Annotated in this window: 17 protein-coding genes; 2 read left to right on the top strand and 15 right to left on the bottom strand. The window is 73.6% G+C overall.

The genetic code is table 11. From position 1 onward, the window contains the following. Nucleotides 1-40: 40 nt before the first annotated feature. The 10 genes from E4K62_RS02135 to E4K62_RS02090 form a co-directional block, all read right to left on the bottom strand. Complete coding sequence (locus tag E4K62_RS02135; protein ID WP_135063126.1) at nucleotides 41-928, bottom strand: aminoglycoside phosphotransferase family protein; 888 nt, start codon at nucleotides 926-928, stop codon at nucleotides 41-43. After that, nucleotides 925-1,179 (bottom strand): DUF3072 domain-containing protein, encoded by a 255-nt coding sequence (locus E4K62_RS02130; protein WP_135063124.1) that lies wholly within the window; start codon nucleotides 1,177-1,179, stop codon nucleotides 925-927. The genes E4K62_RS02135 and E4K62_RS02130 overlap by 4 nt, the downstream gene beginning before the upstream one ends. An 86-nt stretch (nucleotides 1,180-1,265) precedes the next feature. Beyond that, entirely contained in the window at nucleotides 1,266-1,904 is a 639-nt protein-coding gene (locus E4K62_RS02125; RefSeq protein ID WP_135063122.1) for a signal peptidase I, read from the bottom strand. Next, nucleotides 1,901-2,830 (bottom strand): hypothetical protein, encoded by a 930-nt coding sequence (locus E4K62_RS02120; protein WP_135063120.1) that lies wholly within the window; start codon nucleotides 2,828-2,830, stop codon nucleotides 1,901-1,903. Before E4K62_RS02120 ends, E4K62_RS02125 begins: the two co-directional genes overlap by 4 nt. Continuing rightward, the gene (locus E4K62_RS02115; RefSeq protein ID WP_135063118.1) at nucleotides 2,827-3,411 is read right to left on the bottom strand and encodes a hypothetical protein; all 585 of its coding nucleotides are present in this window, start codon (nucleotides 3,409-3,411) and stop codon (nucleotides 2,827-2,829) included. Before E4K62_RS02115 ends, E4K62_RS02120 begins: the two co-directional genes overlap by 4 nt. A 54-nt stretch (nucleotides 3,412-3,465) precedes the next feature. Beyond that, nucleotides 3,466-4,038: an alternate-type signal peptide domain-containing protein gene (locus tag E4K62_RS02110; RefSeq protein WP_167747706.1), complete on the bottom strand. Its 573-nt coding sequence runs from the start codon at nucleotides 4,036-4,038 to the stop codon at nucleotides 3,466-3,468. 263 nt (nucleotides 4,039-4,301) lie between these two features. Continuing rightward, nucleotides 4,302-5,561 carry a D-arabinono-1,4-lactone oxidase gene (locus E4K62_RS02105; protein WP_135063114.1) on the bottom strand — a complete coding sequence of 420 codons (1,260 nt, stop codon included), beginning with the start codon at nucleotides 5,559-5,561 and terminating at the stop codon, nucleotides 4,302-4,304. Beyond that, nucleotides 5,558-6,874, bottom strand: coding sequence for an endo-1,4-beta-xylanase (locus tag E4K62_RS02100; RefSeq protein ID WP_135063112.1), 1,317 nt, complete (start codon nucleotides 6,872-6,874; stop codon nucleotides 5,558-5,560). Before E4K62_RS02100 ends, E4K62_RS02105 begins: the two co-directional genes overlap by 4 nt. 178 nt (nucleotides 6,875-7,052) lie before the next feature. Beyond that, nucleotides 7,053-8,063 (bottom strand): Gfo/Idh/MocA family protein, encoded by a 1,011-nt coding sequence (locus E4K62_RS02095; RefSeq protein WP_240742782.1) that lies wholly within the window; start codon nucleotides 8,061-8,063, stop codon nucleotides 7,053-7,055. A gap of 31 nt (nucleotides 8,064-8,094) precedes the next feature. Next, nucleotides 8,095-8,676 carry a flavin reductase family protein gene (locus E4K62_RS02090; RefSeq protein WP_135063108.1) on the bottom strand — a complete coding sequence of 194 codons (582 nt, stop codon included), beginning with the start codon at nucleotides 8,674-8,676 and terminating at the stop codon, nucleotides 8,095-8,097. Between the two features lie 112 nt (nucleotides 8,677-8,788). Between E4K62_RS02090 and E4K62_RS02085 the strand changes: the two genes are divergently transcribed. Further along, complete coding sequence (locus E4K62_RS02085; RefSeq protein ID WP_135063106.1) at nucleotides 8,789-9,592, top strand: tyrosine-protein phosphatase; 804 nt, start codon at nucleotides 8,789-8,791, stop codon at nucleotides 9,590-9,592. Between the two features lie 33 nt (nucleotides 9,593-9,625). Here E4K62_RS02085 and E4K62_RS02080 read toward each other — a convergent pair whose 3' ends face one another. Then, the gene (locus E4K62_RS02080) at nucleotides 9,626-10,084 is read right to left on the bottom strand and encodes a hypothetical protein (RefSeq protein WP_135063104.1); all 459 of its coding nucleotides are present in this window, start codon (nucleotides 10,082-10,084) and stop codon (nucleotides 9,626-9,628) included. Nucleotides 10,085-10,165: 81 nt separating this feature from the next. Further along, nucleotides 10,166-10,621 carry a hypothetical protein gene (locus E4K62_RS02075; RefSeq protein WP_135063102.1) on the bottom strand — a complete coding sequence of 152 codons (456 nt, stop codon included), beginning with the start codon at nucleotides 10,619-10,621 and terminating at the stop codon, nucleotides 10,166-10,168. 248 nt (nucleotides 10,622-10,869) lie between these two features. Between E4K62_RS02075 and E4K62_RS02070 the strand changes: the two genes are divergently transcribed. Continuing rightward, nucleotides 10,870-11,481 (top strand): GNAT family N-acetyltransferase, encoded by a 612-nt coding sequence (locus E4K62_RS02070; protein ID WP_167747705.1) that lies wholly within the window; start codon nucleotides 10,870-10,872, stop codon nucleotides 11,479-11,481. Between the two features lie 24 nt (nucleotides 11,482-11,505). On the opposite strand, the gene E4K62_RS02065 is transcribed toward E4K62_RS02070, so the two are convergent. The 3 genes from E4K62_RS02065 to E4K62_RS02055 form a co-directional block, all read right to left on the bottom strand. Continuing rightward, nucleotides 11,506-12,159 (bottom strand): response regulator, encoded by a 654-nt coding sequence (locus E4K62_RS02065; protein ID WP_135063098.1) that lies wholly within the window; start codon nucleotides 12,157-12,159, stop codon nucleotides 11,506-11,508. Further along, nucleotides 12,156-13,328, bottom strand: coding sequence for a sensor histidine kinase (locus E4K62_RS02060; RefSeq protein ID WP_135116533.1), 1,173 nt, complete (start codon nucleotides 13,326-13,328; stop codon nucleotides 12,156-12,158). The genes E4K62_RS02065 and E4K62_RS02060 overlap by 4 nt, the downstream gene beginning before the upstream one ends. A 92-nt stretch (nucleotides 13,329-13,420) precedes the next feature. Beyond that, the gene (locus tag E4K62_RS02055; protein ID WP_167747704.1) at nucleotides 13,421-14,452 is read right to left on the bottom strand and encodes an FAD-dependent monooxygenase; all 1,032 of its coding nucleotides are present in this window, start codon (nucleotides 14,450-14,452) and stop codon (nucleotides 13,421-13,423) included. Nucleotides 14,453-14,642 lie beyond the last annotated feature (190 nt).

Here is a 14,642-nt window from a genome sequence, read left to right as displayed (position 1 = left end):
CGGCAACATTCCGCCGACGCGGGGCCGTGGCGGCGGCGGGTCAGGCTTCGGCGAACAGGTTCGAGAGGACGCGACGGGCGAAGTCGGCCTGGCCGGGCGCGGTGTTGGTCAGCATGATGAGGCCCTTCCACAGGGCCCAGCCGCGCCCGCGGGCCCACGTGGCGTCGTCGAGGGCGAGGTCGCGCCGGAACACCGCTGCGGCGGAGCCGGAGACGAAGGTCCACACCGGCACGGTGTCGCACGCGGGATCGCCCACGGCCGCGCATCCGAAGTCGACCACGGCCGCCAGTCGCCCATCGCGCACCAGCAGGTTCGCCGCGGCCACGTCGCCGTGCAGCCAGCGCGCGGGTCCGGCCTCGCCGTCCGCCGCCACGGCGTCGCGCCAGATCCCTTCGGCGAGGGCCCGTTCGCGACCCGACACGCGGTCGAGCATGTCGCGGACTTCCTGATCCCAGTGCCCGACCGGACCGCCGCGGTGGGCGCTGTGCGTCCCCGGCCCCGGCCCGCCCGCGGGATCGGCCGCGCGCAGGGCCACCAGGAAGGCGGCGAGGTCGGCGGCGAACCGCTCGAGGTCGTCGATGGAAGCCTGCGCCGCCGGCGTCCCCGGCATCCACCCGTACACCGACCACGGTGCCGCGAAGAGGGGGCTCGGGCGCCCCCGCCCGTGGACGTGCGGGATCGGCAGGGGCACGGCGGCGGCCAGCTGCGGCAGCCACGTCTGCTCCTTCTCCACCTGCGGCACGTAGCCGGGGGTGCTGGGCAGCCGGACGCTCAGCTCATCGCCGAGGCGGAACATGCGGTGGTCGTTGCCCCCCGCCGCGACGGGGCGGACGGGCAGGCCGACCCAGTGCGGGAACTGCTCGGCGAGCAGCTCGCGCACCAGACCGGCGTCGATGCGCTGGGCATCGACGGCGCCCGCGGGGCTCACTCCGTGCCGCGACCGGTCTTGTTCTGCAGGCGGTCGATCTGCTCGGAGGCCTCCGCCTTGCTGATGTCGGCGGGGATCTCCTCCCCCGCCTCGCGGGCGAGCGTGTCGAGGTAGCTGCGCTGCGGCGCGGTCATGGGTTCGTCGCCGGTCACCCAGGTCGACGGGTCCTTCTCGGCGGAGTTGTCGGGATTCCCGGTCGCGCCGAGCATCTCGCGGTCGTCGTTCGTTGCGGAGTCGTTCGAATCGGACATGCGTTCGATGTTAGGCGGAGGGCCCGACGGCGCCACGGGGGCTTGACGGATGCGGCGGTGCCGGGTCCAGGCGCCGATCCGCCGGGTCACATCGCGGTCGCCGGGTCTTCCTCGGTGCGCTCCGCCCGGGCCAGGCGGCGCCGCCCGCGCACCCACGTGAAGAACACGCCGGCGGCGTACACGAACAGTCCGCCGGCCACCACGGCCAGGACGATCACGCGGTTGGGGCCGTTCAGGACGTTGTTGACCCAGCCCAGCAGCGGCAGGCTGTACCAGAGCGTCCCGCGGATCTGCACGGCGTGCACCGGCTCCGGATCGTTGCCGGGATTGTTGTCGCCCTTGGTGAGAAAGGTCAGTTCGCCGTTCTCGTACGTCTTGGACACGACGCGGTGGCTCACGACCGCGGCCTCCCCCGAGCGGATCTGATAGGTGACGACGTCGCCGACGCGGATGTCTTCGGGGTCGGTGGGCCGGATGACCACGAGGGTGCCCGGCGGAAGCCGCGGCTCCATCGACTGCGTGAGCACCGTCATGGCGCTGCCGCCGACGAGGGCCGGCACGCCGATGACGGCCGCGGCCACCGCGAGCATCAGCATGAGGACGGCCGCGCTGAGCGACACCCCGAGGTAGTGCAGCAGGCTGTGCTTGCGTGCTTCCTCGCGTGCGGCCGCGCGCTGGGAGCGCCGGGTCGGGCGGAAGTCGGGATCGGGAGTGGTGTGGGTCATGAGCAGCGCAGGGAGGGGAAGAGGATGCCGAGGTTCCACGGCGTCGTGCGGATGACCGAGACCGGCTGGCTCGGTGCGGCGGTGGTGCCCGAGGTGGCATCCCGCGCCTCGATGGCGAGGGCGAACGTGCCGTTGCGGGGCAGGTCGTAGCCGCCGAGGGTAACGGATGCCGTCGCCGCGTCGGCGGTCACGGTGTCGACCGTGTCACCGGAGGCGGTGTCGAAGAGGCGGTAGGTGACGGGCGAGCCGGCGACGCGGTTGGCCGGGGCGGTCCAGGCGAGGGTGACCTCTCCCCAGCGCGACGCGGTGCACGAGGGCGCGGCGGCCGAGTCGATGCGGTAGGCGGTCTGCGTGAACGGCGCGGACTCGGCGGTGGCCGTCCAGTGCGACCCGACGGCACCGGTCACGCGGAACGCGACCGTCACGCTCTGCCCCTGCAGGGCGGCGTTGGCGGCGGACGCATCCGTTCCGAAGATCCGCGTGGCCACGCATACCGTGACGGTGGCGCCCGGGGCGATCGTGCGCGCGCCGGCGGGGAGCGCGGGGGCGGGATCGGCGAGGGTCGTCGTGATGACGCCCGTGCTCGGGACCGTCGTGCCGCACGTCCCCGTCCACAGCTGCAGCGTGGTCTTCTGAGCGAGGGCCGCACTGCCGGTGGACTGGCTGGCGAGGGTGTAGGTGAGGGGTGCGCGGCCGGTGTTGGCGATCGCGAGCGTTCCGCGGGCCGTCTGGGAGGCCGTGCCGGCGTACCGATACGTGGTGGTGAGGCCGCCGGCCTGCGTGAGGGTCGTGGCGACCGTGGCGGAGGACGCCTGCGCGGTCACGGTGGCGCTCGCCAGCCAGGCGGCCGCGGCCGCTCCGCCGCTGGCCAGCGCGACGAACGTCGCGACCGCGACGATCGGGACGAGAAGCCGGCGGCGGGTCATCGGGACACCTGGGATCCGGAGACGGTGAGGGACAGGGCGCCGGCCGCAGCGCCGGCCGCCGCGGCGGGTGCGGCGACGGGCAGGCCCACCCCGATGCACAGGGTCGCCGCGGCACCCGGCGCCAGGGTCTGGGCGAGGTCGGCGGGGGATCCGAGGGGGGTGGTCACCGTGGGCGCCACTTTACCGGCCGTGCAGTCCGCCGCCGTGCCGCGGCCGGCGGAGACGACGAGCGCCGAGGTGAATGGCGTCGTCGCGGCCGAGGAGCCCTGCACCGACAGGGACAGAGGCGTCGTGCCGTCGTTGCGGACGGTGGTGGCGGCGTACACGGTCTTGCCGGGGTACAGGTCGGTGGCGTTCAGGGCGAGGGGGGTGAGCGACAGCGCGGCAGATCCGGCGGTCACGGTGACCGCGTCGGCAGCGGGGGCGCTGCTGGCCCACGCGGCGAACGTTCCGCCGCCGGCGACGATCCCCAGGACGATCGCCCCCGCCGTGCCGAGCGCGGCGAGTAGCATCCGCACCGGCGCCGAAGCGCGGTGCTGCTGCTGCGCGCGTCGCGCGGGGCGTGGGCGGGGGCGAATCATCCTGGTCCTCATCCGTGTGGTGGGCTCGCGCCCGGGGCGTAGCCGCGGGGTGGGTCAGTTGGTGTTCTGCGTCAGTGTGACGGTGAGGTCGCTGAGGTTCACCGCGCCGCCCATGGCGTCGTTGTTGCCGCCTGCGGTGTCGCCAGCGGGGAAGGCGATCGAGACCGTGACGGTCACGTCCTCGTCCACGACGCCGCTGCCGGGAGCGACGGTGAAGGTCGGGCCGGTGCCGCTGATGCCCTCGCCGGAGGCGGTGAGCGTGGCGCCTTCCTGCAGGTACCCGGCGAGCGCCTGGTCGGATGCGTCGGTGGCGTCTGCCGCGGCGATCGAGCCGCCGGTGAGTCCGAGCGTGGCCTGGATGCTGTCGCCTTCGGCGCTGACGGACATGGTCTTGCTGTAGGTGAGGACGTCGCCCGGTGCGATGGCATACGAGGCGAGGTCGATGGTGCTGCCGTTCGCGGTCCAGACGCCGGCGACGCCGGAGTCTTCGACGACCATGTTGCCCGACGCGATGGTCGCACCCGCGGTGGTGGCGGAGGCGTTCCAGCTGGCGAAGGTGCCGGCGCCGCCGAGGAGGAGGGTGACGCCCGCGGCGGTGGCGATCGAGGCCTTGACGAACTTCTTCATGGGATGTCCTTTGCTTCGCGGCGGTCGGCCGCAGATGAGGGGTGGATGCCGCGGGCCTGTTCCCGATCCGATCCGGACCGGCTGCCCTTGCGACATCTACAGTCTTGAACCCCTGCCGCAACGTTCGGCCCGGGTAATGGCCAGCCTCGTCGCAGGGTTGCCGCAGGGTCTCGGACACCCTCGTCCTCGCTCGAGCAGGCGAACCTCAAGACCGCCTCAGGAAACCCGCACCGTGGTCAGAGCATCCGCGCCGTCCCGCCCCGCTACACCCCGAGGCGGTCGAGGAAGGCGTTCGCGAAGACGCCGCAGGGATCGAGGGCGCGGCGCAGCGAGCGGAAGTCGTCCCACTGCGGATAGAGGCCGGGCAGCCGGGGCGCCGCGGCATCCGCGTCGAACACCTTGCCCCAGTGCGGCCGCGCGGCGAACGGCTCGAGGGCGCGTGCGATGTCGGGGAGGACCGCCTCGACCTCGGCCTGCCGCGGCTGCCACGTGAAGTGGATGCCCACGACGCCGCCGCCCTGGGCCGGTGAGAGCCACAGGTCGTCGCCGGCGACCGTGCGCACCTCGCACACCAGCAGGAGCGGCGCGATCTCGCCGGCCAGCGCCCGCACAGCGCGCAGGGCGTCGCCCGCATGCTGTCGCGGGACGAGGTACTCCGTCTGCAGCTCATCGCCGCTGGACGGGGTGTACTCGAGCTTGAAGTGCGGAAGCCGCGCGAGCCAGGGGCCCGGCACGCCGAGCTGATCGGTGCAGTGCTCGGGGTCGACGCCGGGCAGCGGATGCCGCTTGACCGTCGCACGGCGGGCACCCGACAGCGTGTCCGGTGCGGGTCCGGTCTCGGTGGTGCGCTTGACCCACACCTGGTCGATGACGTCGGGGTCGAGCCAGGTCGTGAACAGCGAGACGCTGTATCCGGCGGCGGTGATCGCGCTGAACCCGGTGAGCGCGGCATCCAGGGGGAGCTCCTCGTACACCGTCTGGGCGATGTCGAAGCGCGGCACGATGTCGAGCTCGAGCGTCGTGACGACCCCGAGTGCACCGAGAGACACCACCACGCCGGGGAAATCGGGATCGCCGCGGCGAAAGGTGCGGAGGGCGCCGCCGGCGGTGACGAGCTCGACCGCGGCGACGGCCGACGCAAGCGACCCCACGGTGTCACCCGATCCGTGCGTGCCGGTGGCCACGGCCCCCGCGAGGGAGATGTGCGGGAGGGAGGCGAGGTTGGCCAGCGCCCACCCGTCGCGCTCGAGCCGCGCGGCGAGGTCGCCGTACCGCAGGCCGGCTGCGGCCCGGACGACGCCGCGATCGGGATCGATCGACACCTCCGGCGGGAGCGCGGCGACCGAGACGGCGACGCCGTCGGTGTCGGCCACGGCGTTGAAGCTGTGGCGTGTGCCGAAGGGCTTGATACGAGCGGCGCGCGACACCACCGCGGCGAGCTCTTCGACCGATGTCGGCGACACCGTCTCGGCCGCGGAGTAGACGAGGTTTCCCGCCCAGTTCCGCCGCCGGCCCGCGGTCATCTCTGCTCCACCAGCACCGCATCGGCCACGAACGGGCCGGCCGGGAGCTCGACGTCGGCTCCGGCAGCATCCTCGGCTCCGGCAGCATCCTCGGCTCCGGCAGCATCCACGGTCACCCGGTAGGTCCCGGCGAACCCGCGCACCGCCACGACTCCGTCGGCGTCGGCCGCGACCGATTCCGGCGGAGTCCACCACTGGCCGCGGATGAGGTCGTGCAGCGCGTCGTACGCCGGTTTCCGGGACCCGTCCGCCCGCACGAGACCCGCCGGGGCACCCAGCCACGCGCCGGCATCCGTCAGCCCCCAGTAGGTGACCGACTCGACGGCGGGATGGGCGAAGGCCGTGCGGTAGTGGCGGACGATCTCGTCGGCCTGGCGCGCCTCGCCCGCCGGGGTGGACGGCCACTGGTCGACGACGTAGTCGTTGAGGTCGACGATGTGCGGCGGCATGAGGTCGCCCGACACGAGCGTCGTCTCGGTCAGCTGCAGCGGCAGGCCGAAGCGAGCGAACCGGTCGAGCACGTCGCCGATCTCCTCCTCGCCGCGGAAACCCTGGTGCATGTGGGTCTGCAGCCCGATCGCGTCGATGGGCACCCCGGCGTCCAGGCTCTCGTCGATGATCCGCTCGTAGGCCGGAGACAGGTCGAAATCGTTGAGGACCAGGCGCGCGTCGGGCCCGGCCGCCCGCGCCTCCTCGAAGGCCATCCGCACCATCCCGAGCCGGCCGTGCCGCTGCGCGAGGCGCGTGAGGGCGTTGTCCTCCGCGGTGAACGCCGGCAGGATGACGGCTTCGTTGATGGCGTCCCACAGATCCACGGTGCCGGCGAATCCGGCCACGACGGTGCGGATCCGTTCGCGGACGGCCTCCTCCACGGCGCGGTCGTCGAGGTCGAGCAGCCACGTCGGGGCGAGCGTGTGCCACACCAGGGGGTGCCCCTTGACCCTCACGCCGCGGTCGCGGAACCACTGCGCGGTGCGCCGGAGCCGCGCGGCGTCGGTGACGCCCCGCACGGGTTCGAAGAGGCGCCAGTAGAACGGCAGGGTGACGGCGTTGAAGAGGGAGAGGTAGGCGTCGGCGAGCACATCGACCCCGGCACCGGTGTCCTCGGGCTCCGCGTCGCCGCGGTCGGTGGCCGCGGCGATCTCCTGCGGCGGGGGGCCGGCGATCGGGTCGATGAAGTCGAAGCCGATGTTGCCGAAGCCGAAGGCCTGCCGGGTCTGGGCGACGGTCACCGCCGCTCCCGCGAGCGGGGTGCCGTCGCGGCCGAGGAGGCGGATCCGTGCGTCCGTCCGTCGATGAGCGAACTCGGGCATCAGCGGCCTCCTCCCCCGCGGCGGGAGGTCCCCACCGGGCGTCGAGGTCCCAGCGTAACCGCGCGCCCGCCGGCCGGGACGCGCACGTCCCACGTCCGCGCCTGTTCCGTGCATCCGCGCCGCTTTGAAGCGTGGCGGATGCACCGAAATGGCGCGAACGCGGGGGCGCCCGGGCGGATCAGGGCGCGGAGGGGACGATGCGCGAGCGCCAGGCCGTGAGCGCGGCGGCCACGGCGCGGGTGTGCGCCCACGGCATCTCCGGCACCTCGCGGCGACCCTCGGCGAGGGCGCGGCTGAGGGCATCCGCCTCCGCCGCCATCGGCTGCACGGCCTGAACGGTCACGACCGTGGGCTCGGCCTCGGCGGGGCGCACGACGATGGTCGTCGGGCTCTCCGCCCGCCCGCCCCACGCGTCGGGCAGCTCGATGGAGCCTCCGGTGCAGTGGATGACCGCGGAGGAGGGCAGCTCGCGAACGATCGACGTGGCGAGCGCACCCTCCACCGCGCCGAAGCGGATGAGCGCCCGCGCCTCCCCGTCGACGCCGGCCACGAGTTCACCGACGGCGTCTGCCACCACGACGGCGTCCGGGGCCAGGGCACGCGAGGCGAACGCCGCCTCGACGGCCAGCGACACCGGATAGCAGCCGACGTCGAGGATCGCGCCACCGGCGAGCGCCGGATCGAACAGCCGGCCGCCGCGCGAACCGGCCTCGAATCCGAATGCCGCCTCGACCCGGACGGGGCGACCGACCGCCCCGTCCGCGAGCACCTGGCGGAGCGCGTCGGCCCACGGGCCGAACCGGTTCTTGTACGCCTCCACGAACGGCCGGTCCGCCGCTTCCGCCGCGGCGAGGATGCGGTCGACCTCGGCGGCGGTGGGGCTCGCCGGCTTCTCGCACAGCACCGCCTTGCCCGCCTCCAGTGCCCGGACGGCGAGGTCGGCGTGGGTCGTGTGGACCGTGCCGACGTAGACGGCGTCGATCTCGGGGCGCCCGAGCACCTCGTCGTACGTCCCGGAGAAGGCGGCTCCGGCCTCGGCGGCGAAACGCTCGGCACGTCCGCGGTCCGAACTCCCCACCGCCGCGAGCATCCCGGAGCGGGAGGCGTGCAGGCCCGCCAGGAAGTCGCGGCTGATGGCTCCGGGCCCGAGGATCGCCCACCGGGTGCGCTGCGCTGTCGTGCTGGTCACCGTGCCGATGGTAGCCGGATCACGGGTCCCGTCAGATCGTGGACCACGGCCCCAGGCGGTGCCACGTGCGGTCGTGGTAGACGAGCGGATGCGGGTCACCCGCCTGGTCCGCATCCGCCGGCACGCTCGCTTCGATGGCGTGCACGACGTAGAGGATGGAGTTGCCCGCCTCGAGGCGGTGCGCCACGCGTCCCCGGATCCACGCGAAGGCGGATGGGTACAGCGGCTCACCGGTGGGCAGTCGCTGCCACGCGGATGCGTCGGCGAAGCGGTCGGCGCCCTTGTCGGCGCCCAGCTTGGCCAGCCACAGCTGCTCGTCGGTCAGCAGGTGCACGACGAGCGTCTCGGCGTCTTCGAGCACGGGCGTGCTGGAGGAGAGCACGGAGGCGGAGAAGACCAGCAGCGGCGGCTCGGTGCTCACCGAAGCCAGCGAGCTGACGGTCATCGCGACGGGTCGCCCGCCGGGATCCGCCGTCACGACGGCCACCCCGGCGGGGTGGGTGCGGAACGCCGCTTTGAACGTGTCGGCCGCGAGCGAGGGCTCTGTCCCCTGGGGGACGAGGCTCAGTGAGTGTCGCGCGGAAGCGGGCTGCGAGACGCCGGCCTGGGGCATGCAGGATCTCCTTGACGGCGACCGCCCATCGGCCGCCCCCACCATTCTCCTCGCCGTTTCCTGAGCCCGGCCCGACAGGGACCCCCACAGGTGCGGTCGTTAGGCTGACGCGATGACCAGCGAGCTTGCGGGGACCTTCAATTTCCGGGACACCGGCGGGATGCCGCTGGCCGGCGGGGGCGCGACCCCCTTCGGCGTGCTCTACCGCTCGGACGCGCTGAGCGACCTGACCCCGGCGGGGCTGGAGGTGCTGGCGGCCACGGACATCGGCGTCGTCGTCGACCTGCGCACGGCGTTGGAACGGGAGCTCGCGCCCGATCGTCTGCCCGCCTCGCGGCCGTTCCGGGTCGTTGAGCTGCCGGTCACCGAGGGGGCACTGGTCGGACTCGCCCAGCAGGGGGCCGAGGCCGTGGCGGCGGGCACCGACCCGGCAGTGCTGGCGGCGACCGCGGAGGCCGCGCTCGCGCTCATCCCGCCGCTCGGAGACGTGTACGTCGAGATGCTCGAGCACGGCGCCGCGACGTTCGCGGAACTCGCGCGCGTGGTGAGCGCGGCCACCGTCGACCCGCCCACGGCGGTGCTCGTGCACTGCACGGCCGGCAAAGACCGCACCGGCATCGCAACGGCGCTGATCCTGGACGCCGTCGGCGTCGAGCGCGCGGCCGTCGTCGCCGATTACCACGCGTCGCAGGAGCATCTGGACGGGCCGTGGGCACAGCGGATGTTCGCGATGGTCCAGACGCTCGGCGTCCCCGTGACCGATCAGATCCGTGAGCTGGTCGCCGGCACGCCGGTCGAGGCGATCGAGAAGGCTCTGGCGTGGGTGGATGCGCGCGGCGGATCGGCCGCCTACCTGCAGCAGGGCGGACTCACCGACGCCGAGCTGGCGGCCCTGCGCGCCCGGCTCAGCGGCTGACGAGGGGGAATGCGCAGCCGCTGAGCCGAGCTGTCAGGAGCGCCCGCGGCTGCGGGTGATCGCGCTGATGCCCCACGCGATGAGCCCGGTGATCGCGCCCACGACGGCGCCGGTGATCAGGCCGCTGGGAACGGCCGCCACGCGGGCGACGACGGATCCGGCCGGCCCGCCGGCACTGGGGACATCCCCGGCGAACGCGTTCACCCACAGCAGCTGGTGGATGATCACCGAGAGCGCGCCGTAGATGGCTCCCACCAGCAGGAGCGTCAGGAACGGGTTCGGTACCCGGCGGACGACGGCGACGACGATCCAGACGATCATCGGCCCGATCGCGAGGATCCACGTGAGCACGCCACCGGGATCGATGAGGCGGAGGTCGTGGAGGATCACCCGGGGGAGGGCGAGGGCGGCGAGGCCGAAGAGCGCGAGCACCGGCATCCCGAAGGGGCTGCGTCGCGTGGCCGGGGGCGAGGTCTGCGGGTTCTGGGTCATGGCGTCACGGTAGGAGGAACCGATGGTGCCCCTCGCCCTGCCGCGGGCGACAACGACCATCGCATTCGGACGACAGCCCCGTCATCGCCGCGACGGCGGGGAAGCCGGGTGGGCACCGCCGCGCCGCCGGACCCGCTGGATGCCGGCGGCGGCGAGTCCGGCGAGGGCGCCGAGCCCTCCCCACAGGCCGGCTTCGACGACCACGCCGAAGACCAACGGGGCGACACCGGCCCCGCGCCACAGGCCGAGCAGGAGCGACGTGAGCAGGAGCAGCACGGCGAAGACGACGCCGGAGAGTGCCAGGGTCGCCACCGGACGGGGGACGTCGCCGAAGCCGGCACCGAGGATCCACGCCGCCAGGACGATCACGGCGGTGAGGATGCCGGCGACCGGGTCGCCCAGCGCCGATTCCAGGCCGAGGATCCGCAGCAGCGGCCACAGGAGGGCGAGGGCGCCGAATCCGAGCACGGCGAGCCAGCTGAGAGGGCGGGGGGCACGGCGGGGCGGTTGAGCACCGGTGTGGGATGAATCGAGCATGGCGCCACGGTAGGAGGCCGCGCTCCCCCGGTCACCAGCCCGGAGGCGCGTTCCGGAGTCGCTTTCGCTCGACATCCCGGATGTCTCCCGGGTCCGGCGGGCGCGATAGCAGCCTCCGGCGACAGCGGAGGTCGCCGCCGGACGACTCCGCCCTCGCCCGGCGTCGTCGCATCCGTCGCCGCCGGCAGGCCGTGCCCCCGCACGCGGCTGTCCACAATCGAGAACTCACAGACACCCGGAGGTGGCTCATGACCGCGTTGCACCGTTATCTCGTGGTTCGCGAGCTCGTTCCACGCGACGCCGACCGCGCCGCCGAGCTGCTCGGTGTCGGCATGTCCGACAACCCCATCCATCGCGTCGTCTACGGGAACAGCGAGCGCGCGCGAGAGCGCCGTCATGCCGCGATCATGCGGACGATGCTCTCGCGGAGCCGGCTCCGGATGGAGGGAGCATTCCGCGGAGACGATCTGGTCGCCGTCGCGGGATGGGCGCCGCCCGGATCATGCCGGCCGGCGGGCGGCGAGCGCGCGCGGCTGACGCTCACCGCGATGCGGATGGGGCCGCGGGCCGCCTCCCGCCTGGTGGCCTGGCAGTCGGCCTGGGCCGGACATGACCTGGAGGAGGCGCACGTGCACCTCGGGCCGGTCGCCGTCGACGCCGGCATGCGCCGGCAGGGCCTGGGAACGCTCCTGCTGCTCCGGCACACCGCCGCCCTCGACGCCGTCGGTGCGGTGGGCTACCTCGAGACCGACCGCCCGGAAGCGGTGCCGTTCTACACCGGATTCGGCTACGTCGTGGTGGCGGAGGAGAACGTCCTGGGCGTCCCGTGCTGGTTCCTGCGGCGGCCGGCGTCGCACTGACAGCTCCGCCGCAGCCGCCGTGCTCTAGTCGAGGACGAGGCCCGAGCGATGGGCGATCACGACGAGCTCCGGCCGGTCGCGCGCGCCCATCTTGGCGAGGATGCGGCTGACGTAGGTGCGTGCGGTGGCCGGGCTCAGGTGCAGCACGGCGGCGATCTCCTCGTTCGTGTCGCCGTGCCCGATGCGCGTGAGCACGTCGATCTCGCGCGCGCTGAGGAACGCCAGCCGTGGATCGGGGCTGGGGGCGGCCTGCCCCGCGGCGACGAGCTTCATCACGCGCTGCGTCACCGAGGGCGACAGCAGCCACTCCCCCCGTCCCGCCCGCTCGACGGCGTCACGCAGGTCGTCGGCGGGCGCGTTCTTCAGCAGGTACCCGCTGGCCCCGGCCCTGATGGCCTCGACGATGTCGGCGTCGTCGTCGAAGGTCGTGAGCACGACCACGCGGGTCCTGGCCAGGCGCTCGTCGCCCCGGATCGCCCGGGTGGCGGCGATGCCGTCCATGCGCGGCATCCGCAGGTCCATCAGGACCACGTCGGGGCGGTATCTCACGGACGCCTCGATGCCCGACCGCCCGTCGCCCGCCTCGGCCACGACCTCGATGCCGGTATCCCGCGTCAGCAGCGCTCGCAACCCCGCGCGCACCAGGTCTTGGTCATCGACCAGCACGACCGAGGTCACGATGTCACCTCCAGCGGGATGCGCGCACGGACGGCGAAGCCGGAATCCTCCGGGCCCGCGGTGAACGTCCCGCCCAGCAGGGCGACCCGCTCGCGCATCCCGATGATGCCGTTGCCCGGCGCGCCTGCAACGCCGGGCTCCCCGCGGCCGTCGTCGACGACGGCGACCGACACCGAGGGTCCCTCTTCTTCTTCATGGATGTCCACGGCCACTCCTCTCGCATCGGCATGGCGCACGACGTTGGTGATGGACTCCTGCACGACGCGGTAGATCGCCGTCTCCACGACCGGCGCGAGCTTCGTCGGCACCGACACGGCCACCGACACCTCCAGGCCCGCCTGCCGGGCCGGGGCGATCGCCGTCTCCAGATCGGAAAGGGCGCGGGGCGAGCGCGCGGCGGGTTCGTCGCTGCGCAGGCCGGCGACGGTCCTGCGCAGGTCGGCGAACGTGTCGGCCGTGGTGTCGGAGATCGTCCGCAGGGCGCGCGCGACGGCTCTCTCGTCAGCGGGGAGCGCCTCCTGCGCGACCTGCGTGTGCAGACCGATGACGGTGAGCGAATGCCCGACCGTGTCGTGCAGATCCCGCGCGAGCGCGAGGCGTTCGGCCATCACGCGCTGGTCGGCGGCGCGCGCGTAGCGCTCCGCGGTGAGCCGTGCGATCTCCTCCGCCTGCCGCCGCAGCAGGCGCCGAGAGCGCACGCTGTAGCCGAACGCGATCGCCCCGGCCAGCAGGATGGCCTCCCGCGGCAGCTCGTAGAGCACCACGAAAGCGGGATCCTGCCCCTCCGCCAGCCGGTAGCCCACGGAGACGACGAGGATGGCCGCCGACCCGGCGGCCGACACCCACGTCCAGCCGAGACTCGCGGCGGAGAAGACCGCCGCGGCGATGGGGACCGCCACCCCGATGGGGGTGTTCCCGGCCGCGTGATAGGCCAGCACCCCCACCACCGAGACCACGACCACCAGCACGGGATGCTGCCGCCGCAGGAGCAGGACGGCACCCAGACCGATCGCCCACAGGTACGCCCAGCCCGTGGACGCACCTCCCCCGGCGTTCGAGGCGATGATGAGGGAGATCGTGAGGGTCACCGCCGCTGCCAGGAGCACGTCGAGCACCCACGGCGCCGGCTGGGCGGCCGCGTCCTGCACGTCGACGGCGGTGCGCGACATGCTGCGATCGTAGGGCGATCGGGGGCGCTCGTGTGTCGTCCCCGGGCGACATCCGCCGCGAGGCCCGCGGCGGAGGACGGGGTGGATCAGCGTCATGCCAGCAGCAGGCGGGCCGCGCGAGTGCGCGCGGGCAGCAGCCGCTGCGTCGTGGCGACGCGGTTGACCAGCCGCGCTGCCGTCACGATCCGCTGCACGCGGCGGCGGCGCATCCGGTCGTAGCGCCGCAACCCCGCCTCCACGCCGTCCGCGGCGATGCTCCGGGACAGCGCCCACACGTCCAGAAGCGATTCGCACGCGCCGCGGCCGAGGTTCGGTGCCATCGCGTGGGCGGCGTCGCCGACGAGGGCGAGGTTTCCCCGCACGAACCGTCCCGGCACGTGCACATCGAACAGGTCGCGGCGGTCGACCGCGTCGTCGGCCATGGCGGACAGGACACGCGCGATCGACCCGTGCCACGATGCGAAGACCGTCCGAAGCAGCGCCGTCGGGCTCGATGCCCCCGGGTCGACGAGGTCGGGGTGCAGGCACGCGAACCAGTTCACCATCGCGTCGCTGGACGGCGTGATGCCGAACATCGCGCCTCGTCCCCACGTCTCGGTCACCGTGTCGACGTGCCCCGGCACGACTCCGCGGAACGCGACGGTACCCAGCGGCCGGGCCGCCGCATCCGCCCAGCGCCCGGATCTCAGCCGGCTGTGGATGCCGTCGGCGGCGACCACGAGATCGGCGCCGGGGAAGTGCTCACCGGCTTCCACGGGCCTGGACCACCGCACCGTCCCCGCCGGCAGCGCGTCGTGCAGCGTCTCCAGCAGCCGCGCGCGCGAGACGAGGTGCGCGCTCCGGGTGGCGGGGATGCGTCCCATCTTCGCCCCGTCGGGCGCGAGGATCGCTCCACCCCGCACCTGGACGGCGTGACTGCGTACCGGATCACCGACGCCCAGCCCGTCCAGCACCGCCATGGCGGCGGGCCACATCCCCAGGGCCGTCCCGCCGCGCGGAAGCGCGGGGGCCCGATCGAGCACCTCGACCTCCCACCCGTCGGCGACGAGCGCATTCGCGGCGGCGAGGCCGGCGATGCCGGCGCCCGCCACGACGGCGCGGAGAGGGCGCAGCGGTGACGACACGGACGTTCCCCTCATGACCTCCGTCGCCGGGTGCGGCGGAATGCGCACACGATAGCGTCGCGCCGCTCCCGCCCGAAGTCGTCGACGGTCGACACCTCACCGGCCCGATGTCGACGGCCGCCGATGGCACGTGTCGCTCCACGGCGTGGCGCCGGCCGCGCCCCCGCGGCTAGGGTTCCGGGCACGAGGA

The sequence above is a fragment of the Microbacterium wangchenii genome (assembly GCF_004564355.1).
Lineage (GTDB): Bacteria > Actinomycetota > Actinomycetes > Actinomycetales > Microbacteriaceae > Microbacterium > Microbacterium wangchenii.
The sequence above is the reverse complement of the archived record's forward strand: the minus strand, read 5'-3'. Positions and strand labels throughout refer to the sequence as shown.